The organism is Bacillus sp. FSL M8-0077, assembly GCF_038050255.1.
Classification (GTDB): Bacteria; Bacillota; Bacilli; order Bacillales; family Bacillaceae; genus Bacillus; species Bacillus altitudinis.
Map to the genome: position 1 here is coordinate 2,721,816 of NZ_JBBPAF010000001.1, position 25,898 is coordinate 2,747,713.

Annotated in this window: 23 protein-coding genes; 5 read left to right on the plus strand and 18 right to left on the minus strand. The window is 41.5% G+C overall.

Going from position 1 to position 25,898, the window contains the following annotated elements; translation table 11 throughout:
- Positions 1-65: 65 nt before the first annotated feature.
- The 6 genes from pnpS to NST57_RS14135 all read right to left on the minus strand — a co-directional run bounded on the left by pnpS (position 66) and on the right by NST57_RS14135 (position 7,270).
- Positions 66-1,808, minus strand: coding sequence for a two-component system histidine kinase PnpS (gene pnpS / locus NST57_RS14110; RefSeq protein WP_017358268.1), 1,743 nt, complete (start codon positions 1,806-1,808; stop codon positions 66-68).
- The gene (locus NST57_RS14115) at positions 1,801-2,529 is read right to left on the minus strand and encodes a response regulator transcription factor (protein ID WP_007501691.1); all 729 of its coding nucleotides are present in this window, start codon (positions 2,527-2,529) and stop codon (positions 1,801-1,803) included. Before NST57_RS14115 ends, pnpS begins: the two co-directional genes overlap by 8 nt.
- A 391-nt stretch (positions 2,530-2,920) precedes the next feature.
- Positions 2,921-3,859 carry a malate dehydrogenase gene (gene mdh / locus NST57_RS14120; RefSeq protein WP_007501693.1) on the minus strand — a complete coding sequence of 313 codons (939 nt, stop codon included), beginning with the start codon at positions 3,857-3,859 and terminating at the stop codon, positions 2,921-2,923.
- 34 nt (positions 3,860-3,893) lie between these two features.
- Entirely contained in the window at positions 3,894-5,165 is a 1,272-nt protein-coding gene (gene icd, locus NST57_RS14125) for an NADP-dependent isocitrate dehydrogenase (protein ID WP_012010859.1), read from the minus strand.
- Positions 5,166-5,311: 146 nt separating this feature from the next.
- Entirely contained in the window at positions 5,312-6,430 is a 1,119-nt protein-coding gene (gene citZ / locus NST57_RS14130) for a citrate synthase (RefSeq protein ID WP_058015092.1), read from the minus strand.
- Between the two features lie 375 nt (positions 6,431-6,805).
- Positions 6,806-7,270: a DUF441 family protein gene (locus NST57_RS14135; protein WP_142155709.1), complete on the minus strand. Its 465-nt coding sequence runs from the start codon at positions 7,268-7,270 to the stop codon at positions 6,806-6,808.
- Positions 7,271-7,370: 100 nt separating this feature from the next.
- On the opposite strand from NST57_RS14135, the gene ytvI reads away from it, so the two are divergent.
- A complete protein-coding gene (gene ytvI / locus NST57_RS14140; RefSeq protein WP_142155710.1) occupies positions 7,371-8,489 on the plus strand; it encodes a sporulation integral membrane protein YtvI in 1,119 nt (372 codons plus the stop codon).
- Positions 8,490-8,513: 24 nt separating this feature from the next.
- On the opposite strand, the gene NST57_RS14145 is transcribed toward ytvI, so the two are convergent.
- From NST57_RS14145 to dnaE, 7 genes are all read right to left on the minus strand, one after another.
- Positions 8,514-8,903: an FxsA family protein gene (locus NST57_RS14145; RefSeq protein WP_341298731.1), complete on the minus strand. Its 390-nt coding sequence runs from the start codon at positions 8,901-8,903 to the stop codon at positions 8,514-8,516.
- Positions 8,904-9,003: 100 nt separating this feature from the next.
- The gene (gene pyk / locus NST57_RS14150) at positions 9,004-10,764 is read right to left on the minus strand and encodes a pyruvate kinase (RefSeq protein WP_142155712.1); all 1,761 of its coding nucleotides are present in this window, start codon (positions 10,762-10,764) and stop codon (positions 9,004-9,006) included.
- A 27-nt stretch (positions 10,765-10,791) separates the two neighbouring features.
- Positions 10,792-11,751 (minus strand): 6-phosphofructokinase, encoded by a 960-nt coding sequence (gene pfkA / locus NST57_RS14155; protein ID WP_017358271.1) that lies wholly within the window; start codon positions 11,749-11,751, stop codon positions 10,792-10,794.
- Between the two features lie 339 nt (positions 11,752-12,090).
- Entirely contained in the window at positions 12,091-13,068 is a 978-nt protein-coding gene (gene accA, locus NST57_RS14160; RefSeq protein ID WP_341298732.1) for an acetyl-CoA carboxylase carboxyl transferase subunit alpha, read from the minus strand.
- Entirely contained in the window at positions 13,053-13,928 is an 876-nt protein-coding gene (gene accD, locus NST57_RS14165; protein WP_017358273.1) for an acetyl-CoA carboxylase, carboxyltransferase subunit beta, read from the minus strand. The genes accA and accD overlap by 16 nt, the downstream gene beginning before the upstream one ends.
- Positions 13,929-14,232: 304 nt before the next feature.
- Positions 14,233-15,465: an NAD(P)-dependent malic enzyme gene (locus NST57_RS14170; RefSeq protein WP_142155715.1), complete on the minus strand. Its 1,233-nt coding sequence runs from the start codon at positions 15,463-15,465 to the stop codon at positions 14,233-14,235.
- 142 nt (positions 15,466-15,607) lie between these two features.
- Entirely contained in the window at positions 15,608-18,943 is a 3,336-nt protein-coding gene (gene dnaE / locus NST57_RS14175; protein ID WP_341298733.1) for a DNA polymerase III subunit alpha, read from the minus strand.
- Between the two features lie 137 nt (positions 18,944-19,080).
- On the opposite strand from dnaE, the gene NST57_RS14180 reads away from it, so the two are divergent.
- From NST57_RS14180 to NST57_RS14190, 3 genes are all read left to right on the plus strand, one after another.
- Positions 19,081-19,422 (plus strand): YtrH family sporulation protein, encoded by a 342-nt coding sequence (locus NST57_RS14180; protein WP_007501717.1) that lies wholly within the window; start codon positions 19,081-19,083, stop codon positions 19,420-19,422.
- Complete coding sequence (ytrI, locus tag NST57_RS14185; protein ID WP_142155717.1) at positions 19,419-19,922, plus strand: sporulation membrane protein YtrI; 504 nt, start codon at positions 19,419-19,421, stop codon at positions 19,920-19,922. The genes NST57_RS14180 and ytrI overlap by 4 nt, the downstream gene beginning before the upstream one ends.
- Positions 19,923-20,033: 111 nt before the next feature.
- A complete protein-coding gene (locus tag NST57_RS14190; RefSeq protein ID WP_341298734.1) occupies positions 20,034-20,219 on the plus strand; it encodes a hypothetical protein in 186 nt (61 codons plus the stop codon).
- A 49-nt stretch (positions 20,220-20,268) separates the two neighbouring features.
- Here the strand turns inward: NST57_RS14190 and NST57_RS14195 are convergent, their stop codons facing one another.
- A complete protein-coding gene (locus NST57_RS14195) occupies positions 20,269-21,210 on the minus strand; it encodes a DHH family phosphoesterase (RefSeq protein ID WP_025207776.1) in 942 nt (313 codons plus the stop codon).
- 147 nt (positions 21,211-21,357) lie between these two features.
- On the opposite strand from NST57_RS14195, the gene NST57_RS14200 reads away from it, so the two are divergent.
- Entirely contained in the window at positions 21,358-21,660 is a 303-nt protein-coding gene (locus NST57_RS14200) for a YtpI family protein (protein WP_008343164.1), read from the plus strand.
- A gap of 46 nt (positions 21,661-21,706) precedes the next feature.
- Here NST57_RS14200 and NST57_RS14205 read toward each other — a convergent pair whose 3' ends face one another.
- The 4 genes from NST57_RS14205 to NST57_RS14220 form a co-directional block, all read right to left on the minus strand.
- Entirely contained in the window at positions 21,707-23,029 is a 1,323-nt protein-coding gene (locus NST57_RS14205; protein ID WP_017358275.1) for a CBS domain-containing protein, read from the minus strand.
- Between the two features lie 346 nt (positions 23,030-23,375).
- Positions 23,376-24,059, minus strand: a complete 684-nt coding sequence (locus NST57_RS14210) for a metal-dependent hydrolase (RefSeq protein WP_142155718.1) — start codon at positions 24,057-24,059, stop codon at positions 23,376-23,378.
- Positions 24,060-24,125: 66 nt separating this feature from the next.
- A complete protein-coding gene (locus NST57_RS14215) occupies positions 24,126-24,881 on the minus strand; it encodes an SDR family oxidoreductase (RefSeq protein WP_142155719.1) in 756 nt (251 codons plus the stop codon).
- Positions 24,882-25,081: 200 nt separating this feature from the next.
- Positions 25,082-25,882 (minus strand): phosphotransferase family protein, encoded by an 801-nt coding sequence (locus tag NST57_RS14220; RefSeq protein WP_341298735.1) that lies wholly within the window; start codon positions 25,880-25,882, stop codon positions 25,082-25,084.
- Positions 25,883-25,898: the final 16 nt, after the last annotated feature.

A 25,898-nucleotide genomic window follows, 5' to 3' on the forward strand; every position in this document is an offset into this window, starting at 1 on the left:
TGATTAACAAAACATGAATTCATTGTAAAGATCATGTAAATTTTAACGCCACTTTCCATTCTTCTCTATTTTGACTTTAAACTCACGGTAAACGTCGTCCCTTTGCCTTGTTTGCTATGAACAGAAATCGTTCCTTCATGTGCTTCGACAAGGTGTTTGACAATGGCAAGACCAAGCCCTGTACCGCCTGAGTTTCTACTTCTATCTTTATCAATTCGATAAAATCTCTCGAATATTCTTGGAATCTCACTCTTTTTCATACCGATCCCTGTATCTGCTACATCAAATTCATAGCTGTCTTTCCTCTGTCTTGCTGTGATCGTAACACTTCCTCCCTCTGGTGTATAGGTGAGGGCATTATTGATCAGGTTGAGGAAAATTTGTTTTAATCTCAACGGATCTGCCATGACATAGACCGGCTCTTTCGGAACACGCACTTGTAGGTCAATGCCTTTTTCAGCAGCCTTTTGTTTTAGCAGTACTTCAATCTCTTGAATGATTTCTGTCGCATTGGCTTCTTGAATATTCAGCTTAAAATGCTGCTGTTCAATTTTCGAGAGATCAAGTAAGTCTTGGATGAGCGTTTCTAAACGAATACTCTCTTTTAGGATGATGGACAAAAATTGTGTCAGCGCTTCTTTATCGTCAATGGCACCATCCAGAAGTGTTTCAGAAAAGCCTTTAATTGACGTGATCGGTGTCTTTAATTCATGTGACACGTTAGCGACAAAGTCTTTTCGCATCTGTTCTAGCTGCTTTGTTTCTGTCACATCATGAAAGACAAGAACAATCCCTTTCCATTCATCGTCTGTACTTAAGATCGGAACACCATCGACTTGGAAATAACGGCGCTCGATGTCAACAGCGAGACGTAAAAACTTTCGGACCTTGGTTTCTGTCATGAAAATTTCGTCTATTAACTCAATAATCTCTTCATGGGTAAAGGCTTCATGATACAGCTTGTGCATATAAATATGTTTTTGCACTTTGAATTGCTTGCGGAATGTTCGATTGACTAAGTGGATATAGCCCATTTTATCAATCAAAATAATCCCCGCTCCAATGTTTTCAATGACTGTTTGCAGACGATCTCGCTGCATTTCGCCAGCGCTTGTCATGTCTTGAAGACTTTCTGCCAGACGCTTCATTGATGTATTGAGTTCACTTGTTTCAATGATCAACTCTTCATAGTTATTTGTATCATAGTTCCCTCGTTCAAGCTGTTTGGCCACCTTTGTGGCATAATCAATCGGCTTTACATACTTCATCGACATGCGATAGCCAAAGAAGACGATGATAATGATGGCCGAACCAAGACAAAAGGCTAATGCAAGCCAGAGCTGACCATCAATCTCATTCAAAGGCTGGAATGAAGCATGAAGAAATAAATATCCCGCCGGTTCGTTTTGTTTCATCATTGGGACTGCATAATGAAACAGCGCATCCTTCTCATCCTCAATGAACGTTCCTTTTGTTTGGAGCTGCTCACTTTTCAGTGTGTTTAAAATGACAGCCCTTTGTTCTGCTTGACCCGTTGTATGTATGATATTCCCCTTCACGTCCACAATCGACGCATTCATATCGAGATGCTGCTTTGCTTGATTGAGAATCTTCTTGTTTTGCTCCGCATTCAAATCTTCAACATTCATAGAAGAAAGAAGAAAACTCGATTCCTTTTCCATTCGTTCGGTTAATTTTGTTTCATAGAAAATATGAAACATATGATCCAAGAAAAGACCAAGCGCAACAAACACAATAAACAGGAGAAAAATGAGCCCAGAAAAAAGGCGGGTTCTCACTTTACTCATTTGGCTTTGGCTCCTCCAATTTGTAGCCTAAGCCTCGAATGGTTTTAATATATGTTGGTTTTTTCGTGTTCTTTTCAATTTTGTCCCGCAAGTGGCTGATATGCACATCCACAATACGAGTATCACCTGCAAAGTCATAATTCCAAACCGCACTTAACAATAGATCACGCGTAAGGACACGGCCTTTATGCTTAGCCAAATAAAGAAGCAGTTCAAATTCCTTTGGCGTGAGCTCTAGACGTTCTTCTTGGAAATAGACTTCGTAATGTTCAGGTAAAATGCGCAGGTCTCCAATTTTGATTTGGTCTGCAATGATCTCTTCCTTCTCTTCTTGCACGGGAGCCGGCTGAGATTGCTGTGCTCTTCTCAAAATGGCTTTTACCCGAGCACCCACTTCTCTAGGACTGAAAGGTTTTGTCATGTAATCATCGGCTCCAAGTTCAAGACCGAGCACCTTATCAAATTCATCGTCCTTTGCTGTCAGCATTAAAATAGGGAACATCATTTTTTGAATTCTCAGTTGTTTGCACACTTCAATGCCGTCCATTTTCGGAAGCATTAAATCAAGCACAATCAGATCAGGCTGTTCACTTGCTGCTTTTTCAAGCGCTTCTTCTCCGTCTCTTGCTGTGACGACATCGTAGCCCGCCCTTTCAAGGTTATAGCTTAGAAGTGTTACAATTGATTCTTCATCATCCACAACTAATATTTTTTTATTCATGTTGTGCCTCCAATTAGTGATTTCCCCTGCATCCGGTTTTTTGTATCTTATGTGAAAAGCGAGAAGTCATGCTTTCTCTTTCATTTTAACGAAAGCTTAACAAGAGAACAATTTAAAATTTCGACAAGATTGGCTTTGTAAACAAAAAGAAGACTCCTCTTATGAGAAGTCTTCAGCGTGTAGACAAACCCTCGCATTCTTTGTCAGTCCTGCGTGCTGGTGCTCACGAATATCAAATTCGCTCCGCGCCAGTACTCGTCCTTCCTAGGGCTGCAAAGGTTTTCTATCACGCTGAAAAGAAGACAAAGGGATAAAATCAAGTTCATTTTAGCCCTTTGTCAACAATCTGAAAGAAGACTCCTCTTATGAGAAGTCTTCTTTTTTATTCATATTAAGACAATACTTTCATGACATTCTTAACAGATTCAACGGAACGGTCAAGCTGACTTCTTTCTTCTTCTGTCAGCTCAAGCTCGATGATCTGCTCAAGACCGTTTCCACCTACGATTGTTGGAACTCCAAGGTAAATGCCTTCGTAGCCATATTCACCTTCAAGGTATGCAATCGTTGGCATGACGCGGCGTTGATCTTTTAAGATCGCCTCAACCATTTCAACGAGTGAAGCAGCAGGTGCATAATACGCACTACCGTTACCTAATAGGTTGACGATTTCACCGCCGCCTTTTCTTGTTCTTTCAACAATTGCATCAATTCGCTCTTTAGGAATTAATGTTTCCAGCGGGATACCGCCTGCATAAGAGTAACGTACAAGAGGAACCATGTCGTCCCCATGTCCGCCAAGAACAAAGCCCGTCACATCTTTCACAGATAGGTTTAATTCTTGAGCAACGAACGTACGGAAACGTGCTGTATCAAGAATGCCTGATTGTCCGATGACTTTTTCTTTTGGTAATCCTGATTCTTTATAAACTGCATATGTCATTGCATCAACAGGGTTAGTTAACACAACAATGATCGCTTCTGGAGAATATTTAACGATTTCACGTGTCACACTGCGCATGATTTTTTCATTTGTTGACACGAGGTCGTCACGGCTCATTCCCGGTTTTCTTGCAATTCCTGCCGTAATGACCACGACATCAGAACCGGCTGTATCTTCGTAGTTAGAAGTTCCTGTAATATTTGCATCGAAGCCTTGTACAGGGCTTGCTTCCAGCATGTCAAGTGCTTTCCCTTTTGTCGGGTTCTCAAGCTGAGGGATATCCACTAATACGACATCCGCTAATTCTTTTTGAGCTGTTAGAAATGCTGTAGTTGCTCCAGTAAAGCCTGCTCCGATGACAGATACTTTTTTACGCTTGTTTGCCATTTCCTTTTTCCCCTTTAACTTTAAAGTTTAAGAATCAAGACAAGTTTTTGATGAGCTCGTCAGCAAACTCAGAACATTTCACTTCTGTTGCGCCATCCATTAATCTAGCAAAATCGTACGTGACGACTTTTGATGCAATTGTATTTTCAACAGATTGAATCACTAGATCAGCTGCTTCCTGCCAGCCAAGGTGCTCAAGTAAAAGCACGCCTGATAGAAGAACAGAAGATGGGTTCACTTTATCAAGACCAGCATATTTCGGTGCTGTTCCGTGAGTCGCTTCAAAAATAGCGTGTCCTGTTTCGTAGTTGATGTTCGCACCAGGTGCGATACCAATTCCACCAACTTGTGCTGCAAGTGCATCAGAGATGTAGTCTCCGTTTAAGTTCATTGTTGCGACAACATCGAACTCAGCTGGACGAGTTAAAATTTGTTGAAGGAAAATATCTGCAATGCTGTCTTTAACAATGATTTTGCCAGCAGCTTCTGCTTCACTTTGCGCTTTGTTTGCCGCATCTTTTCCATCTTGTTCTACAATACGATCATATTGTGCCCATGTAAAGACTTTGTCGCCAAACTCTTTTTCAGCCACTTCGTAGCCCCAGTTTTTGAAGGCTCCTTCTGTAAATTTCATGATGTTTCCTTTGTGAACAAGTGTCACAGATTTACGGCCTTGGTCGATTGCATATTGGATCGCCGCTCTGACAAGGCGAGAAGTTCCTTCTTCAGAAACTGGTTTGATTCCGATACCTGATGTTTCTGGGAAACGAATTTTATTCACACCTAATTCGTTTTTCAAGAAGTCGATTAACTTCTTCACTTCGTCTGATCCTTTTGCATACTCGATACCAGCATAGATATCTTCTGTATTCTCACGGAAGATGACCATATCTGTGTCTTCTGGACGTTTCACAGGAGACGGTACGCCTTTGAACCAGCGCACTGGACGTAAGCATGTGAACAGATCAAGCTCTTGTCTTAGTGCCACGTTCAATGAACGGATTCCTCCGCCAATTGGTGTTGTCAGTGGTCCTTTGATCGCGATTAAATATTCACGAATATCTTCAAGTGTTTGCTCTGGAAGCCACTCACCAGTTTTATTGTAAGCTTTCTCACCTGCATATACTTCTTTCCAAGTGATTTGCTTTTCACCTTTATATGCTTTTTCTACAGCTGCTTCAAGAACTCTTGATGCTGCTTTCCAAATGTCAGGACCGATTCCGTCCCCTTCGATAAACGGGATAATTGGATTATTTGGTACATTCAATACGCCGCCAGTAACTGTAATTTTTTCGCCTTGTGACAATGATATTACCTCCCAGGTTATGTAGTGAATATTTGAAACTTCCAAGCTTGATGTCTGCAAGCCAAGAAGTTTTTCACATGATTCGTTTTTTGTTGATATGGAGGCTGATTGGTTTAGATGGATCAGCCTCCGCTATTCTATCAACATTAGTCTCTTTCACTGATCGGAACAAACGTTTGAAGATCAGGTCCAATATAGTCAGCTCTTGGACGGATCAGACGGTTGTTGTCATATTGCTCTAAAATGTGAGCAATCCATCCAGAGAATCGGCTGATCACGAAAATTGGTGTAAACAAGTCATGATCAATCCCAAGACTGTGATAGACAGAAGCAGAATAAAAATCAACATTTGGTGGAAGATTTTTCTCTGATGTCACGATTTCCTCTGCGCGTACAGACATTTCATACCATTTTGGCTCGCCTGTGAGATTAGTTAAGCGCTGGCTCATTTCTTTTAAATGTTTTGCACGCGGATCACCCTGGCGGTAAACGCGGTGGCCAAAGCCCATAATTTTCTCTTTCTTCTCTAGCTTACCATGAATATAGGAATCTACGTTTTCAACTTCGCCAATTTCTGACAGCATCTTCATTACGCCTTCATTTGCGCCGCCATGAAGTGGTCCTTTCAATGCGCCGATAGCTGCTGTTACACCAGAGTAGATATCTGATAGTGTAGCAACACATACACGTGCTGTAAATGTCGATGCATTTAATTCATGATCCGCATGTAGAATGAGCGCTTTATCAATCGCTTCAATTTCTACTGGTGAAGGCTCTTCGCCGTTTAGCATATATAAGAAGTTTGCAGCATAGCTGTATTCTTCTTTTGGCTGTACAGGCTCAAGTCCCTTTCGAATGCGTGAAAATGCAGCGACAAGTCCAGAAATTTTCGCTTGTAAGCGAATGGCTTTTCTGTAATTCGCTTCTTTGTCCATAATCTCTGATTCGTTATCAAGTAAACCTAATAAGGATACCGCTGTACGAATCGCAGACATTGGATGAACCCCATCCAGCGAATAAGATTTAAAGTGCTCAATGATTTCTTGCGGAATATGAGCATTTTCATTGAGTTGCTGCTTTAACTCGCTCAACTCCTGCTCATTCGGCAGCTTTAAGTGCCATAACAGGTAGACAATTTCTTCGAAAGTAGCTTTTTCAGTTAAATCATCGATATTGTACCCTACATAAGTAAGAGTATCATCAATAATTGAGCTTACGGATGAAGTTGTTGCCACGATACCTTCAAGACCTCTTGTTGCTGTCATGTTCAATCTCCCCTTTTTAAAAAGATTCCCCTTCGTTGCAAAATTCTCGCTTTTTGAAAGCGCTATCCAACCAAAATAGGCTGGCAGGTTTAGAAAAGAAAATGCTTACATTTACCTATACGGTTAGAGCGCTTTTAGCCTCATATCTCTTGTTTGATCAATGAGTTCAAAATTAAGCCTATTCCCATTATAAACAATAATCAGACATTTGTTAAATGTTTAACTATAATTTTTTTTGATATTTTTTTTTCCAGCCTTCCGGTTCGGGCATGGAATAAAGGGATTTTGCTTCTTTTAATATATTTAATTATGTTTTTTTGCAAAAGCTCACGTCAGAAAAAATATCAAAAGAAAGTGGCATGAGCCACTCTCTTTTTATCCGCTGAAAAATTTCACTGCTTGCATCACTAAATAAGCAATTCCAGCACCAATCAGCGGACCGACAGCCACACCTTTGAATAAACTAACTGCCAAAATCGTACCGAATACAAGTGCTGCTGTGATATGCGGATCGTTTTCGAGTAGCACAATGCCGTTTTTTGCAATAAGTGCTACTAATATACCCGCTCCGAGTGCAATCCAAGCATAAGAGGATTTCATTGCTTCTCCAAGCTGTTTAAATCCAATGTCACCTGTTGCGATCGGTACAAGCACAGCGATCGTGATGACCGTCACACCCCAATTGATACCTTTTGATTGCAGAACCGGGAAAATTTTTTGATCCAATCCAATGAGTTTAATCACAATCAGCACAGAAACCGCTAAAATTAACGAATTGTTCTTCGCTATGAGTGCAATAACGAGTAAAAGAATCAAAAATAAATTGGCTTGAGTGAACATATGCCGCCCCTTCCTTTCTTTTTATTGCGACCTTTTCATATTACTAATCTTTTTGAATAAAATGAAGTATCGGACATGCTTGTTTTTTGGAGGGGATTGTGTGAATCACACTTATGTGGCCATTTTTTTGCGAAGTTTGATGATCTTCAGCATCGCCGTTTGTGCGGTTGTTTTTTTATATCAGTCTTTTCCGTTTTTATATCCATTTTGGATTGCACTTGCCGTGTCGTGTTTGATTCATCCAGCCGTATGTAAAATCGAAAACATGACCGGGATGCCAAGAGGTTTTGTTGTCATCATTGTGCTATTACTCTTTTTAGTGGCAGCAGCCGGATTCATGACACTTTTAGTGGCGGAAATCATTTCAGGAAGTGCTTATTTAGCAAAGGTGCTACCAGGCCATCTTGATCAAATGATTGGGATTGTGGAACGTTTTTTCACTGACAAGATTTTGCCTTTATATCATGATTTAACTGCTCAATTTAATACACTTCAAGCAGGTCAAAAGGAGTCGATCTTAGGACAAATCCAAGCACTTGGTGACGAAGCAGCGGCAAAAATCGGGACTTTCCTTTCAAAAACACTTGAATTCATTCCAGCTTTTTTAGGTCTTTTGCCTGATGCAGCAGCGACGCTTTTATTTTCCGCACTAGCGACTTTTTTTATCACAAAAGATTGGTTTACATTAAAAAAATATGGTTCTCGTATCTTTCCCGCCAAATGGATGCTTCACACACGTGCCATTTTATCTGAAATCAAAAAAGCCATTTCTGGCTTTATGAAGGCCCAGCTTCTCCTTGTTGCCATGACCATTGGTATCGTGCTGATTGGACTTTTCATCTTAAAGGTCGAGCATGCGATTGTGATCGCTCTATGTATTGGTCTAGTTGATTTACTTCCTTACATCGGGAGTGGCACGGTTTTTCTTCCGTGGATCATTTACTCCGCTATGACAGGAAATCTTTCACTCGCCATTGGACTAGGCATTTTATATATTGTGGTGCTCATTCAAAGACAAATATCAGAGCCAAAAGTCTTAAGTAAATCAATCGGTCTTAATCCTTTAGCAACACTTGTGGCACTGTTTGTCGGGTTAAAATGCTTTGGTTTTCTTGGACTTGCAATAGGTCCCGCTTCTCTTGTCGTTTGGCAGGCGTTTCGTAATGCAGGGGTTTTCAGAGACCTTTATCAATACATTCGGTATGGTGCGCAAAAGTAAAAGAGACCTCATTTAAAGGTCTCTTTAGCGAATAATCGTATAGCGTTTGCGATGAGACATATTTCTAAGCCAGCGCTCAAAGAGCGGTTTGATTCGTTTTCTTGTCATGGGAATGAGCAGCACAGCCCCAATCAGATCTGAAAGGAATCCAGGAATGAGCAGCAGCAACCCGCCAATCAGAATGCAGAATCCATCGACAATGGTGGCCCCTGGCATTTTGCCATATTGTAAATCTCGTTGCACTTTCTGAAATGCTTCTATTCCTTGTTTTCTTGCAAAGTAAGCACCTAGTGCACTTGTCAGCACAATGACTAGCATCGTTGGTAAAATACCAATGATGTTACTTGAGATTAAAAATAAACTAATTTCCACTGCCGGGAACAGAATTAATAATAGTAGAAAATATTTTTTCAAGCCATATCACCTCATGGGGTCTCTTTCATCGAAAGCTGTTTACTTTTTTTAGTGTAACATAAAAAAAGAGAGGAGTCAGACAACTCCCCTCGTGTGTGATTTAAAGGACGCTTGCACGGCCTTTGTAGATCGCTCCGCGTGCTGGATCTACTGTAATCTCTTCGCCTTCTTTTAGAAGTGTTGTGGCGCTGTCGAGGCCAACAATGACTGGAATGCCAAGGCTGAGTCCAACAACTGCTGCATGGCTTGTTAAACCGCCTTCTTCCGTGATAAGGGCAGACGCTTTTTCTAAAGCACCCATCATATCACGATCTGTGCAGTTTGCGACAAGAATCGCACCATCATACATTTTTTCCTCTGCTTCTTTTCCGCTCTGTGCAATTACAACCGGTCCAAAGGCAGATTTGCGGCCAATCCCTTGACCCTTCGCAATGATGTCACCGACAACATACACTTTCATTAAGTTCGTAGTACCTGTTTCACCAACTGGCACACCAGCTGTAATCACGATTAAATCACCATGTCTTACATAGCCTGTTTCAATTGACTTTTCTACTGCATTCTCAAGCATTTCATCAGTAGATGTCGTTTTTGAACCGCTCTTTGCAAATACACCGAATACGAGAGAAAGCTTTCTTGCCACTGATTCGTTTGCTGTGACTGCAACGATTGGTGCTTTTGGTCTATATTTTGAAATCATTCTAGCTGTATGTCCGCTTTCCGTAGGTGTCACAATCGCTGCCACATCAAGCTTCATAGCTGTATGTGCAACAGATTGACCGATTGCATCTGTAATGCTGACCTCTACTTCTTCGCTTCTGCGAGAAAGGATTGCTTTATAGTTAAGTGCTTCCTCTGAACGTGAGGCAATGTTGTGCATCGTTTGCACAGCTTCAACTGGATATGTTCCTGCTGCTGTTTCACCAGATAGCATGATCGCATCTGTACCGTCAAAAATAGCATTTGCCACGTCACTTGCTTCCGCACGAGTTGGACGCGGGTTACGCTGCATGCTATCCAGCATTTGAGTTGCTGTGATGACAGGCTTGCCTAAACGGTTGCATTTTTTGATCAGCATTTTTTGAACAAGCGGTACTTCTTCTGCCGGAATCTCAACACCAAGATCTCCACGAGCGACCATCAGTCCATCTGATACCTCAAGGATTTCATCGATGTTATCAACGCCCTCTTGGTTTTCAATCTTCGGAATGATTTGAATGTCAGCTGCGTTGTTCTTTTCAAGCAGTTCACGAATTTCAAGAACATCAGAAGCTCGTCTCACAAAAGAAGCTGCGATGAAATCGACACCTTGTTCAATTCCAAACAGGATATCATTGGCATCCTTTTCTGTAATACCTGGCAAGTTGACACTCACGCCTGGTACGTTGACACCTTTTTTGTTTTTCAGTGTACCTGTATTCATCACTTTTGTGACGATTTCTTTTCGGTCTTTATTTAGTTCTTTTACTTCTAGACCAATCAGACCGTCATCTAATAAAATGGTTGAGCCCACTTCTACATCATGAATTAAATCTTCGTACGTCACACTGATTTTTTCAGTGTTTCCCACAATGTCTTCCATACTCACGATAAGATCAGTACCAGCAACTAACTCAATTGAGCCGTTTTCAACTGTGCGTGTACGGATCTCTGGACCTTTTGTATCAAGAAGGATCGCAATGTCCTTGCCTAAAGTTTTACCTGCTTTACGAATGTTTTCAATACGTGCACCATGCTCTTCAAAATCTCCATGAGAGAAGTTTAGTCTGGCTACATTCATTCCTGCTTCAATCAATTCAGTCAGCTTTTCAATGCTTTCACTTGCTGGACCGATTGTACAAACGATTTTTGTCTTTCTCATTACTGTTCCTCCTAAGGTCTTCTCGTTTTATATAGAGAGCTCTTGTGAAAGTCGGTACATATTTTGATCGACTGTATGCTTTTTATCTAAGATGTCTAAAATATCGTGATGAACGAGCTCGTTGCTTTGAATGCCTACACAGCGTCCGCCTCTTCCTTCAAGAAGAAGTTCTACTGCATACGCTCCTAAGCGGCTTGCGAGCACTCGGTCAAACGCACTTGGAGAACCTCCGCGCTGGATATGTCCTAAGACAGATACACGCGTTTCAAGGCTTGTCTCCTCTTCAATTCTCTTACCAAATTCGACACCGCTGCCTACACCTTCTGCGACGATGATGATACTGTGCTTCTTGCCGCGCTCATGTCCTCTTCTCAATCTGGCAATAATTTCGTCCATGTCATAGTCTGCTTCAGGAATCAAGATTGATTCAGCTCCACCTGCAAGACCTGACCAAAGGGCAATATCCCCCGCATGTCTACCCATTACTTCCACTACGTATGTACGTTCATGTGATGTGGCTGTATCACGAATTTTATCAATGGCATCAATGACTGTATTTAGTGCTGTATCAAAGCCAATAGTGAAATCAGTACCTGGAATGTCATTGTCAATCGTGCCAGGGACACCTACACATGGAAAACCGAGCTCTGTTAATTTCTTCGCTCCCATGAATGAGCCATCTCCACCGATGACAACAAGTCCTTCAATACCGAATTTTTTTAAGTTCTCAATCCCTTTTTCACGACCTTCAACTGTCTTGAATTCAGGACATCTTGCCGTGTAAAGTTTTGTTCCTCCACGATGAATGATATCGCCTACTGAACCTATTTCGAGTTTCTCAATTTTACCGTTAATTAGACCTGAATATCCATTATAAATACCGTAAACTTCTACATTATGGTAAATTGCTTTCCTTACAACTGCGCGCACAGCTGCATTCATTCCTGGGGAATCCCCACCGCTCGTTAAAACTCCTATACGCTTCATCTTTTTCACCTCAGAGACCATATATGAATTAAACATACCATTTCCACTGTATGAAAACAATCATGAGCAAAACCGGATGTTTTCAATACGAATTTCTAAAACCGTACTTATTATACAATTAAATAAAATGTTTTTAAACAAAAGTTAAGAAAGTCATGAAAGCACTTTGTTCAAAAAACAGTTGATTCAAGTACTCTAAACCTTGTCAAATCAACGTTTTCAGACGTTTCAAATTTTATGAAAACAAAAGAAAATTATTTTCAAATAGCGCTTACATCAGATCGTTTTGATGAAAAAAGACGAAAAAAATAAACGCCAGCCAAAAGGCTGTACGTTTATTTAGTTTACCCCAATATATTGATTTTCAATCGATACTTTGCCGATTGCTTTGTATTTTTGATATCTTTGTTCAACTAATTCTTCAGGCGATTGTTTGAGCAAAGATGTAAGTGACTGTTTTAATGTTTTTTCAATGTAAGCTGCTTGTTGTTTCACGTCTCGGTGTGCTCCACCTTGCACTTCTTTAATAACATCATCTATAATATCTAATTCTTTTAGGTCTGGAGCGGTAATTTTCATTGATTCTGCAGCTTTTTTCGCAAGTGATGAGTCCTTCCAGAGCAGTGCTGCTGCACCTTCAGGTGAAATCACTGAATATGTTGAGTTCTCTAGCATAAATAGTTGATTTCCTACGCCTAAGCCTAGTGCTCCGCCACTTCCGCCTTCTCCAATGACAATACAGACAACCGGTACACGAAGTCCTGCCATTTCAAAAAGGTTTTTCGCAATTGCTTCACTTTGCCCGCGTTCTTCAGCTGCTTTACCAGGATAAGCTCCTTTTGTATCAATAAAGCAAATGATTGGACGATTAAATTTATCTGCTTGTTTCATCAAGCGCAATGCTTTACGGTAACCTTCTGGATGCGGCATCCCGAAATTACGGCGCAAGTTTTCTTTTGTGTCTTTTCCGCGCTGATGACCAATGACTGTGACAGGAAGTCCTTTAAACGTAGCAATTCCTCCAACGATGGCTTCATCGTCGCCATAAAAACGGTCACCGTGACATTCGAAAAAGTGATCAAACAGCTCTTGAATGTAATCGAGAGTTGTTGGGCGCATCGCATGACGAGCAATTTGTACTCTGTCCCACGGCTTTAAATTTGTATAAATGTCTGTTTCAAGCTTACTCAGACGCGTTTCAAGACGCTCAATTTCCGCACTTAAATCCATCTCTGAGTTTTGTGTGAATTTTTTCAATTCATCAATTTTCGCTCGAAGTTCAATGACAGGTTTTTCAAATTCTAGTTCTCCAGCCACTCTCGTTCACCTCCTGTGCTGTGTAATGCTAAGATTTGGCCTAATGTTTCTTTCATTTCTGCACGATGAATCACAGCATCTAGCTGACCATGCTTCATTAAAAATTCAGCCGTTTGGAAGTCCTCTGGTAGGTCTTCACGAATGGTTTGTTCAATGATTCTGCGACCAGCAAAACCAATTAATGCACCAGGCTCTGCAAAGTTGTAATCACCTAGAGACGCAAAACTAGCTGATACACCACCAGTTGTCGGATTGGTCATCACAGAGATAATCAAACCTTGATCCTCGCTGAACAGCTTTAATGCTGAACTTGTTTTTGCCATCTGCATCAGACTAAGAATCCCCTCTTGCATTCTTGCTCCACCAGATGCAGTGAAGATGATAAATGGCACCTTGTCCGCTTTTGCTTTCTCAATAGCTAGTGTAATCTTTTCACCAACGACCGAGCCCATGCTGCCCATACGGAATGTGGCATCCATGACAGCAATGACAGCACTTTGACCTTTAATTTCACCTTTTCCTGTCACGATGGCTTCATTCAAAGATGTTTTTTCTCTGTCTTTCTCAAGCTTTTCTTCGTAGCCTGGGAAACCGAGCGGGTTCTCAGAAATGAGGTGACCGTTAAATTCTTCAAATGTGCCTTCGTCTACAAGGCTTTCAATACGTTGTTTTGCATTCATTTGCAAATGTCTGCCGCAATTCATGCAAACACGCAAATTTTTATCTAGTTCTTTGGTGAGCATTATTTTTTTACATTGCGGACATTTGGTCATGATGCCTTCAGGCACATCTTGACTTGCCTGTTCAGAGGGTACAGATGCATATTTTTTCTTTTTACTGAAAATATTCTTGATTGACAAATGACTACCTCCCTTTTTGAAGGGTTTTTTCTTTACACGCACATCCACTATTATAGGACATGTCATAACTGTACCGAAACTATTGTACTTTTTTTGTCAAACGCTGTCATCCTTCATTCAATTTTTTCAGTGGGGAATTGATGAGAAATGAGTATAGGTTTGGGGCGCTGAGTAGTTGATATAGGTGAATTGTGAACGTCTACAAAAAAATCTCATTCAGGATGAAAAAAATTTCGTATAAGAGAGGAAATGGTGCACGTTTTTCCTCCAATTCAGAAAGAACGTGCACACTTTTCCAATTCGATTACTCGCCGATAATCGTTAATTTTCTTGTTTTTTCTGCAACAGCTTCTGGGTCTACTTTGATTCTTGCAACGCCCGTTTCCATTGCTGCTTTTGCCACTGCTTTGGCTACTGCTGGTGCTACACGTGCATCAAATGGTGCAGGGATAACGTATTCCGCTGACAATTCTTCATCTGATACAAGGGAAGCAATCGCTTCAACAGCTGCAATTTTCATTTCTTCGTTAATGTGTGTCGCACGTACATCAAGCGCTCCGCGGAAAATACCAGGGAATGCAAGGACGTTGTTCACTTGGTTCGGGAAGTCAGAACGGCCAGTTCCTACAACACTTGCACCTGCTGCATGTGCATCTTCTGGCATGATCTCTGGATTTGGATTAGCCATTGCGAAGATCACAGGATCTTTTGCCATTTTTCCAACCATTTCTTTTGTTAAAGCACCTGCTGCTGAAACGCCGATAAAGACATCTGCGCCTTCAATCACTTCTTCTAAAGAACCTTCTTTACGATCTTGGTTCGTGAATGTAGCTACTTCATTTTTCACTGCATTCATACCATTCGGACGGCCTTCATAAATAGCGCCTTTTGTATCACACATGATGATATCACGTACACCGAAATGATAAAGAAGTTTGATAATCGCAATTCCTGCTGCTCCAGCGCCGTTTGCAACCACTTTAATTGAAGACATTGATTTTCCAGACAGCTTCAGTGCATTCACAAGTCCTGCCACTGTTACAATCGCTGTCCCGTGCTGATCATCGTGGAAAACAGGAATGTTTGTCTCTTTTTTCAAACGCTCTTCAATGATAAAGCAGTTTGGTGCTGCAATATCTTCAAGGTTCACGCCGCCAAATGTCGGCTCAAGAAGCTTCACTGTTTCTACGATTTTGTCTACATCGTTTGTTGCAAGTGCGATTGGGAATGCATCAACACCTGCAAAGCTTTTGAATAATACAGCTTTTCCTTCCATTACTGGAAGAGATGCTTCTGCCCCAATGTTTCCAAGCCCTAACACAGCACTTCCGTCTGTGACAACAGCAACCATATTGCCTTTCATTGTATAATCATACACTTTGCTTGTGTCGTCATAAATATCTTTACATGGCTCTGCCACACCTGGTGAGTAAGCCAAGCTCAAGTCTTTCGCATTTTTCACTTGTACCTTGGATTTTGATTCGAGTTTGCCTTGATTCTCTTTGTGCATATGTAATGCTTCTTCTCTTAATGACATGTGATGAACACTCCTTCAAGTGGAAAATGATTTAATGAATTGCTAAGTTGATAAGCACATACTTGGCAGTTTAAATATCACAGAATCTTTAAAATGATAACACAATAGGTGAAATTGTAAAACATATTCAGACGATTTGTCATCATTTAATCACAACGTTTTGTTCACCGAGCAGCTCTTTTAACTGGAAAATCACCGCATGATCTGCATGAACTTTGTATGCATCTGGAAGTCTCATCGTCTTTTTTTGCTTTTCATAATACAAATAGACATCTGCTTCTCCGCTGTGCATGGAGATCACTCGCTTTACTTGTTCTAGCAGCTCCTGCGTATGGTTCTCTTCTTTGACTCGAATGTAGACAGATTCTTTTCTTCTAGAGCCCATCTCTTCCAGTAGAACAGCTTCTTGCACGATGATTTGACTGCTCTCATTTCTGACATCTATTCTGCCTTCAACATAAAGCATTGCGCCCTCCTCAAGTAAGGGGGACAGCTTTCTAAATTGCTCTGGAAAGACGACACCTTCCATTTCTCCCGTTTCATCCCCGAATGTGACAAATGCCATCGATTGTCCATTTTTTGTCCGAATCGATTTCACCTTTGTCAAAAGACCACCCATTGAGATCTTTCGCTTTATATAGGAAGAAAGTCTGATGATTTCCACCGCACCATTTTCTCTTAAGCGATCTCGATACGCTTGTACAGGGTGATTTGATAAATATAACCCGAGTGCCTCTTTTTCAAATTGCAGGAGATCAACAAGCGGCAGTTCGTCTATCTCCGCATATTTTGGCTTAATGGAGAACGTTGTATCCCCAAGAAAGTCCAGTTGCTCCTCAGGTGTTAAAAATGACACATGGTCTAACGCAATATCTATCGATGCTAATAACGAAGCACGATTTGGATGAAGCTCATCCATTGCCCCTGAGAAAATGAGGGCTTCAATCGTTTTTCGGTTGACACTCTTTGTTGATACCCTTGCGCAAAAATCAAATAAATCTTCAAATGGCTTTTCCTGTCTTGCTCTGTATATATCCTTTACAGCTGACACTCCGACATTTTTGATCGCTCTTAAGCTGTAGCGGATCTCCCCTTTTTCAACCGTGAATGGGAATTCGCTCTTATTAATAGAAGGCTTCAACACAGATATCCCTTTTTCCTTTGCCTCATAGAAATATTGAGCCACTTTGTCTTCATTTCCAATCACACTCGTTAAAAGACCGCACATAAAATATAACGGATAATGCGCTTTTAAATAAGCAAGCTGAAAGCCGATCATGCTATATGCAACAGCATGGCTTCTATTAAAACCATAGTTTGCAAATTTGACGATTAGGTCATAAACGTCATTTGCAATGTTAACAGGATACTCCTTTTTTAGGCATCCTTCAACAAAATGGCTTCGCTCTTCATCAAGCACCTTTTTATCTTTCTTTGAAACGGCTCTTCTTAATAAATCTGCTTCCCCCAGCTTAAAGCCTGCCATCTTTGCTGCAATCAGCATGATTTGCTCCTGATAGACGATGACCCCATATGTATCCTTTAAGATGTCATACAAATCTGGATGCGGGTAGGAGACTTTCACTCTGCCATGCTTTCGGTCGATAAAGAGCGGGATATTCTCCATCGGACCCGGGCGGTATAAGGCATTGACTGCCACGATATCTTCTAGACTAGAAGGTTTCAGTCGTCTCAGCACCTGGCGCATACCTTGTGACTCCAGCTGGAAAATTCCCGTAGTATCTCCCGCTGATAACAATTCAAACGTTTTCTGATCTTCATATGAAATGTCACTAAAGTTAATGTGGACGTTTTCCTGTCTTTCAATCTGGTTTTTAATGGATTCAATTAATGTTAAGTTTCTCAAACCTAAAAAATCCATTTTTAAAAGACCGAGATCTTCTAAATAATTCATCGCATATTGCGTCAAATACACTCCATCATGCCCTTCTTGAATAGGCACGACTTGTGTGAGCGGCTCCTCACTTAGGACAACGCCGGCTGCATGTGTTGACGTATGTCTTGGTAATCCTTCTACCTTTAAAGCGGTTTGAAACACTCTTTGCAGCTCTTCAGATTGCTGGAGCAGTGTTTTTAATTCTGAGGAGACCGCCACCGCTTCTTTCAGTGTCGTCCCTAGCTTTGATGGGATGAGCTTTGCAAGGCGATCTGCTGCTTTTGAATCAATTCCCATTACACGTCCGACATCTCTTAAAGCAGCCTTTGCGGCAAGTGTTCCAAACGTGACAATTTGTGCCACATGCATATCCCCGTATTTGTCTTTTACGTATGAAATGATTTCATCTCTTCTCGTGTCAGGAAAATCGATATCTATATCCGGCATACTGATTCGTTCAGGATTTAAAAAACGCTCGAATAAAAGCCCGTGACGGATCGGATCGACATCTGTAATAAACAGAACATACGCAACTAAAGAGCCTGCTGCTGATCCCCGGCCAGGACCTGTGACAATGCCATGATCATGAGCATACTTCATAAAATCCCACACAATGAGGAAATAATCACTGAAATTCATTTTTTGAATGATGCTCAGCTCATACTCAAGCCTTTTGATATATGTGTCATTTGAAGCAATCTGTCTTCGTTTCATGCCTTCTAGGCACACTCTTCGTAAAAACTGATCAGCTGTTGATTGATCAGGCGTCGGATAGGTTGGCAGTTTCGTCTGACCAAGATTTAAATCGACCTCGCAGCGGTTTGCAATCTCAACCGTTCTTGCCAGCAATTCTGGATTATCACCATACCACTTCATCATTTCTTCGGTCGATCTGAAATGCTTGTCTCCTTGGTCTTCCTCTATTTCTGATAACTGCTGGCCTGCTTTAATGGCCTTTAAACATGTATATGCGGTTTTGTCCTCTTGATGGATATAGTGGACGTCACCTGTTGCCACAAGCGGGATGTTCACCCTTTTTGAGAGTTCCCTGAGCTTATGAGACAGCTCTTCGTCCTGCTGAAACGGCTGAACGGCTAAATACACATGTTCCTCACCAAAAAGATCTTTTAAATGGCTGGCCGCATCCCTTGCTTCATCTAGCTGATCATGTTGCAGCAGCGTTTCAATATAGCCGGATACGCCTGGTGTGATGGCAATAAGGCCATGATGATAGGCTTTCAGCCATTTCTCTTTCAGGCCGGTTTTTGACTTTGATTTCAAGACACTGCTAATTTTGATCAAGTTTTGATAGCCTTCATTGTTTTTGGCAAGGAGGATCAAAGGATAAGCCTCTGTCTCTTGTTCATCTATGAAGACAGAAGCTGTTAAACCGATAATCGGCTTGATGCCATGTGTTTTACATTCCTTATAAAATTCAACCGTTCCATACATCACATGGTCATCCGTAAGAGCGAGCGCTTGATAGCCAAGTTCTTTCGCCTTTAATACGAGCTCCTTGACCTTCGCTGCACTGCTCAACAAGCTGTATCCACTGTGGACCTGAAGATGAACATAGGACATGCTTAATCCACTCCTTTCGTCTAAATTCATTCTTTCATTATAAAACGCGATGCGGTGAGAAACAAATGTTCTTTCTTTTCCGCTCGTTCATACTTGTCCAGCACACGCCATATATTGAATAGAGTGAGGTGGGAAAAATGGATGTGAAGGAAGCCTTTATTCCAAACTTTATTAGTTGTTATTTTATCGCACTGGGGGTTATTTTGGGCGGTGCAATTATAGGCGGGGTAGGTGCATATTTATCTGGTCAGCCACCGCTATCAATTATTTCAAGTCTTGCCAACCGCTTAAAAATTTGGGCACTTGTTGCGGCAATCGGTGGAACTTTTGATGCGGTCTATAGTTTTGAAAGAGGGATTTTCGAAGGGAACACACGTGATATTTTCAAGCAGATCTTGTTAATTATCTCTGCTATGGGCGGTGCGCAAACGGGGTATCTCCTGATTACGTGGCTCACTCAGGAGCATGTGTCGTCATGAGGGTGCCAGAGCTGTATAAACGTCCAAGCTGGCAGCGTTTTTTTGCTGGGATGATGTTCGGCGCAATTATCAGCTGGCTGATTTTCCTCTTTACGTACGGCACCTTTCAAGAGAAGCAAGTGACACTGCTCAGAAGCCAGCAGCACCATATGGACAGTCTGAAAGAACAAATCACACTCTATCGGGAAGATTTGCATAAATTAAATGAAGACAATAAGCAGCGTCTGCTTATTCAGAGCGTAGACGTTCACCTCGTCAACCGTGAGCAGTACAAAATCCCGGAGCCAGATACCTTGAAATTTGAAGATCAGGTGAAAGAGGATATCTCAGAGGTGATCACAAAGGATATTGAAAGTGTCTATAAAACAAAAGAGCTCTTAAAACGGACCGTGGAAAATAAAGAATATACGATTAGAGAAAAGGCATACCGCGCCAAAGTCACTGAGCTGACCATTTATACAAAGCTATCGCTTGAAGTGCGTATTTCCTTTGCTGAATAATAGATGATGTGGAATTTTTATGAATTTCTGCACTCAATGATCGCTTTTCACTTGTTATTTTTATACACTAAAAGAAGAACGAGATATTATCATAAGAAAGAGGTGAGAACAATGGAGGTTTACAGCTATCGTCAAATGGCACGAGACAAAGCAAGCCGGATTAAAGACGGCTTGTGTGCTTATGCTGAGACAGAAATGATGGCCCATTTAATTAAAAAAGAATTAAAGCATCAAAATCTCCAAGCCTATGAAGATTCAACTGACATCGGCTGCTGGTTTATCCCTGTATCCAAGTAACCCTTTTCTCAAAGAACAAAAAAAGAGAGAGGGACTTGAAGCCCCTCTCTCACGATGATGATTTACATACTTCTTCTAAATCACGCAAAATCTCATCTGCAACTGCCCAATCATATATGGACGCACCGGCTGCAAGCGGGTGACCTCCGCCATGATATTTTTTAGCAATGGTGTTAATGACGACGCCTTTTGAGCGGAATCTCACACGAATCTGATCGTTCTCTTCCACAAAAAAGACCCATGCCTTAATCCCTGCAATATTTCCAAGTGTCCCAACAAGCTGTGAGGCTTGCTGCGCTGTTGTTTGGAACGACTCCAAAATGTCACGTTTAATAAAAACAGAAGCTACGCCATTCTCTGATAAAGAGATATGTTGAAAAATATAGCCATTTAATTTCACGACATTCAAATCTGTCTCATACAATTGATTGAAAAGGTCTGATGATGAAAACGGATATTCGATGAGTTCACCCGCATATTTGAGTGTCTTTTTCGTTGTGTTTGGGAAAAGGAAACGGCCTGTGTCTCCTACAATGCCGGCATAAATCAGTTCTGCCGCCTTTGTATTCAGCTGATATCCTTCTTCTTTCCCCTCTAAATACAGCTCATAAATCATTTCACTAACAGAGCTTGCTTCTGTATCAACCCAAAGCAAATCACCATACGGATCTTCATTCGGATGATGATCAATTTTCATCAGCTTATCGCCCATTGAATAGCGCTGATCATCAATTCTAGCTTGATTCGCAGTGTCACAGACAATGACAAGGGCACCTTTGTACACTTCATCCGGCACGTCATCTAATTCATATAAAAATGAAAGAGATGGCTCAGGGGTTCCTGTCGCATAAATATTTTTTTCTGGATAGGTGGCACGCAAGATTTCCGTAAGGCCGCACTGTGATCCATATGCGTCTGGATCAGGTCTTACATGTCTATGAATGATGATGGTGTCATATAATGATATGGTTCTAATCAGTTCTTTTTTCATAAATACTCCTTCTTATGCGATACTCTTTTTATTATTAAATCATAAACTACCCAGACAGAAAAGTGAGGAATAGACAATTTATTCTAGTAAGCAAGCCTATTTACGTTTAAAATAGGGTTGTAACCACTTACAATGGAGGCTTGGCACATGCTTGTTTTGATTGTGTTTATTATTTGTTCTGCCATGTTTTATTTATACTACAAAGCAAAGAATGTCCGTACGAACCGGCCGGTCGAAAAGAAATTCTGGTCTGCCAAATCAAGTATGGCACTTGGCTGCTTTGTCCTGCTCTTCGGTGTGAATCAATTATTTTTAAACCGCTCGTCACTCGCATTTGTCATTGGGTTTGTTTTTGTTGCCGTTGGTATCGGCAGTACATGGGCAGGATATAAAGCCTATAAGCACTATCTTCCGCTCTTTTTAAAGGAAGGCGAAAAAGACCATGCATAATAGAGAAAGGGCTAAAATGAACTTTATTTTAGCCCTTTTTTGCCATTTATCCTCTCTCCATCAGCTGCACCATCAGCATCGCTTTCCCTACAATATTTGACTGGTGGTAAACTTCCACTTCCAGCTTTCCAAACTTGCGCCCAACTTCTAAAATATTCGGTTTGATCTGTATCGTGGATTCCATTTGAACCGGTTTTAAGAAATAGACGGAAAGACTTTCTACAATTAGCTCGCCTTTTTTATGAGACTTTAAGAAGCGGTTGGCTGATTCGATTAAAATTTGTGTAAACACACCGTACGAAATATTGCCGAGCTGATTTGTCATTTGCGGTGAGACTTCATATTGGTACACCGCATCAGTTTTTGGTTTTTCTGTCTCGGTCTCCTTAAATCCTCGTGACACGACATCATCCAGCTTTTCACCGACCTGCGGCTGCTTTTGAATCATTTGCAGCGCCTTCAGCACGTCCTGACGGCTAATCATCCCAATCAGCTTCGCATGATCATTTACAACTGGCAGCACCTCAATACCTTCCCACACCATCATTTGTGCAGCTGAAGCGACAGATGTTTTGCCAATGACGGTCAGCGGATTTTTCGTCATCACCTTTTCAATCGGTGTAGAACGGTCATGGCCCGCAATATCCTTAGAGGTCAAAATGCCGTGAATTTTCATTTGATCGTCTGCTACCGGGAACCGTCCGTGACCGGTTTCATAATTTTTTTCATACCATTTCTCAAGTTTGTCCTCTGGCGATAAATAGACGGTCCGTTCAATCGGCGTTAAAATATCCTCCACAAGCACAATTTCTTTTTTAATCAACTGGTCATAAATGGCCCGGTTAATGAGAGCCGCTACGGTAAATGTATCGTAGCTTGTTGATAAAATGGGCAGCTCAAGCTCATCTGCGAGCTGAATAATTTCATCATCTGTTGAGAATCCGCCCGTGACCAGCACAGCCGCTCCCGCCTCTAATGCTTGCCGGTGGGCATTGATTCGGTTTCCGACGATCAACAGGTTCCCAGCTGCTGTGTATCGCATCATTGCATCCAGTTCCATTGCACCGATGACAAATTTATTTAACGTTTTATGTAAGCCAGCTCGTCCGCCAAGCACCTGGCCATCAATGACATTGACTACTTCCGCATATGTCAGCTTTTCAATATTTTCTTTTTTCTTCTGTTCAATTCGAATGGTCCCGACTCGTTCAATGGTGCTCACGAACCCTTTATTTTCAGCATCTTTAATAGCCCGGTAAGCCGTGCCTTCACTGACTTTCATTTCTTTCGCTATACGCCGGACAGAAATTTTCTCTCCAACATCTAATGAATCAATATACGATAAAATTTGCTCATGCTTTGTCGCCAATCCCGTTCACCCTTTTTGTTTTCAGCGTTTTCATCTATATTTCATTATAAAGGCAGGAGGCTTTTAATAGCAATTTGTCTTTTACACGAGCACGATACAGGCAAATAAAAAAGCCGGCATTTGTGTGCCGGATTTAGATTGTTGACAAAGGGCTAAAATGTTGTTTATTTTAGCCCTTTGTCTTCGTTTCAGCGTGATAGAAAACCTTTGCAGTCTAGGAAGGACGGCTACTTTCACGGAGCGAATTTGGCATTCGTGAGCACCAGAGCGCAGGACTGACAAAGAATGCGAGGGTTTGTTTACATGCTGAAGCCGGCATTTGTGTGCCGGCTTTTCTTCCTATTGATTAAATGTCGATGGATTCTCCGCTGTTTAATACGTGACCCACGCCGCCATGCAAGCTGTCTGCAAATGCATGAGGATCTTGTTCAATCGGCGGGAATGTACTGTAATGAATCGGTACGACTTGTTTCGCACGAAGCCACTCTGCTGCGATTCTCGCATCGTCTGGTCCCATTGTGAAGTTATCACCTATTGGCAGGAAGGCGAGCTCAATATGATTCAGCTCCCCAATGAGTTTCATATCCGAGAAGAGAGCCGTGTCTCCAGCATGATAAATTGTTTTGCCTTCAGCAGTAAATAAAATACCGGATGGCATCCCTGTATACGTAATCGTTTTGGATTCTTCATCAATGACCGCTGAGCCATGGAACGCTTGCGTCAGCTTGACTTTACCAAATTCAAATTCACATCCGCCGCCAATAGAAAGCGGGTGCGTTTTCACCCCTTGCCAGCCTAAATAAGTGGCAAGCTCGAATGGCGCAATCACGAGTGCGTCATTGCTTTTAGCGATTTCAATGGTGTCACCGACGTGATCTCCATGCCCGTGCGTGAGCAAAATGACATCCGCTTTGACATCTTGCGGTTTGACATCTGTGTGCTTATTTCCATTTAAAAATGGATCAATCCAAATATGGTATCCGTTTGTTTCAATGTGTACGACTGAATGTCCATGATATGTAGCTTTCATGTAAGTATATCCACCTTTCGAATTTGATCTCATTTTGTCTATTCCCTTTTTAAAAAGCTGAAAAACTCAGTGTCTGTGAATCACATTAAGACCACCTGTTGCTTCAATGACGGTCCCTGTAATCAGGTCAGAGCGGTCATCACATAAAAAAGAAATAATACGACCGATATCCTCACCTGTCCCAGACCGGCCAATCGGTGTTTCATCGTCTTTTATCTGCCGGGCTTCCTCTATCGTTGATTCTTTCATATCACCCACAATTTTCCCTGGACAAACCATATTGGCCGTGATGCCATTTTCAGCTTCTTCAATCGCAATGGTTTTCGTCAATGACGCAAGGCCCACTTTTGCCGCTCCGAAGGCTGATCTGTGCATCCAGCCTGGCGCATGGTCTGCTCCTTGGAAGCCATATGTGATAATCCGGCCAAAGCCTTGTTTTCTCATCATAGGGATCACCATTCGGAACAAATGGAACACTGCGGATAGGTTGCCTTCCATCATTTGATACCATTCGTCTTCAGAGTAATCCGCGAGTTTTTTTCGTTCAAAAATATAAGGTCCAGCATTATTGATCAAGGCATCAATCCGCCCAAATCGCTCTGCTGCGAGCTCGACCATGTGTTTTAAATCTTCTTTGTTTGTCACATCGCCTTGGACAAATTGAAGCTTTTCTTCGTATTCTTGCAGTTCTTCTTTCATCTGCCGGACAGCTTCATCATCACTTCGATAATTCACTGTCACAGAATACCCCATATTCAGTAAAGACTCGGTGACTTTCCTGCCAAGCCCTTTAGAACCCGCTGTTATTAATGCGTGTCGCACACAATCTCCTCCTAAAGCAAAGGTTGCAAGTTCATGTGTTTCTTTTATTATCTTTACTTTACTATAAACCGGCTCCCTTCGCACTTTTGAACCCTTTAACAATGAGGGAAAAACCGTATAGGGTGATTCATCCACTTTTTCATATCCCATGAACCATGGATATCAAGAAGCAGCGAAACAAACCGATAGCATTCTCTCGCCTAATGAAGCTGACGAGGAAGCGGGCAAATCTCTTCATAGCCTAATTGAACAGATTGTGCAGCTTCTTTCGTCAACAGGTATTCGAGTGCAATAAAATCAAACGCAGCTGGTCCAAATACAACATATTCTGTATCAACTAGACTCGTTACTTGATCATCGTCTTCAATATATTGCGAGGGGTCTAAATCAATTAAAATGAGACTGGCTGAATCAGGAGGACTTAGCTTTTCAAGCTTTTGCTGTACCTTTTCTGCATAATCCTGATATTCAGACTGATCAGCGTAATAGCGGCTGATGAGTTTGGAGACTGCCTTTTTTAACAGCGCATGGAATTCTCTCAAATGTCTCTTTTCTCCCCCGTATACTGCTCCGAAAAAGTTTGTTCGATATGCATGAAGATGCGCTAGTTTCCTCCCGTAATCCCTATAGAAGTGTGCTGAACGGCCCTCAAAAGATGTTAAAGGGATTCCTGCTACTTTTTCCATGACATAAAATTGTCTCCCTGCCTTCTTCACTTTACGAACAACTTTCGGAATATGAAAGGAATTCGTATGAGCCAGCTTTTCATTGATTTCATCAAGATGCTCTTGTACAGTACGGGCATCTACTCCATAAATCAAGTTGATCCCATACACAAATTCACTTTCTTCTCTTGCAGTTTTTGGAGATTTCACTACATATTCCGTTTGGTCTTGTAAGGAAATCAGCCACACATCATTAGCCCGGCCATCGTATGGTTCTCCTAACGTTTTCACTGATACGATAGGCTGATCAAACAAAGCCTGAAGCGTTTTCTTCATGAACTGTTGTCACTCC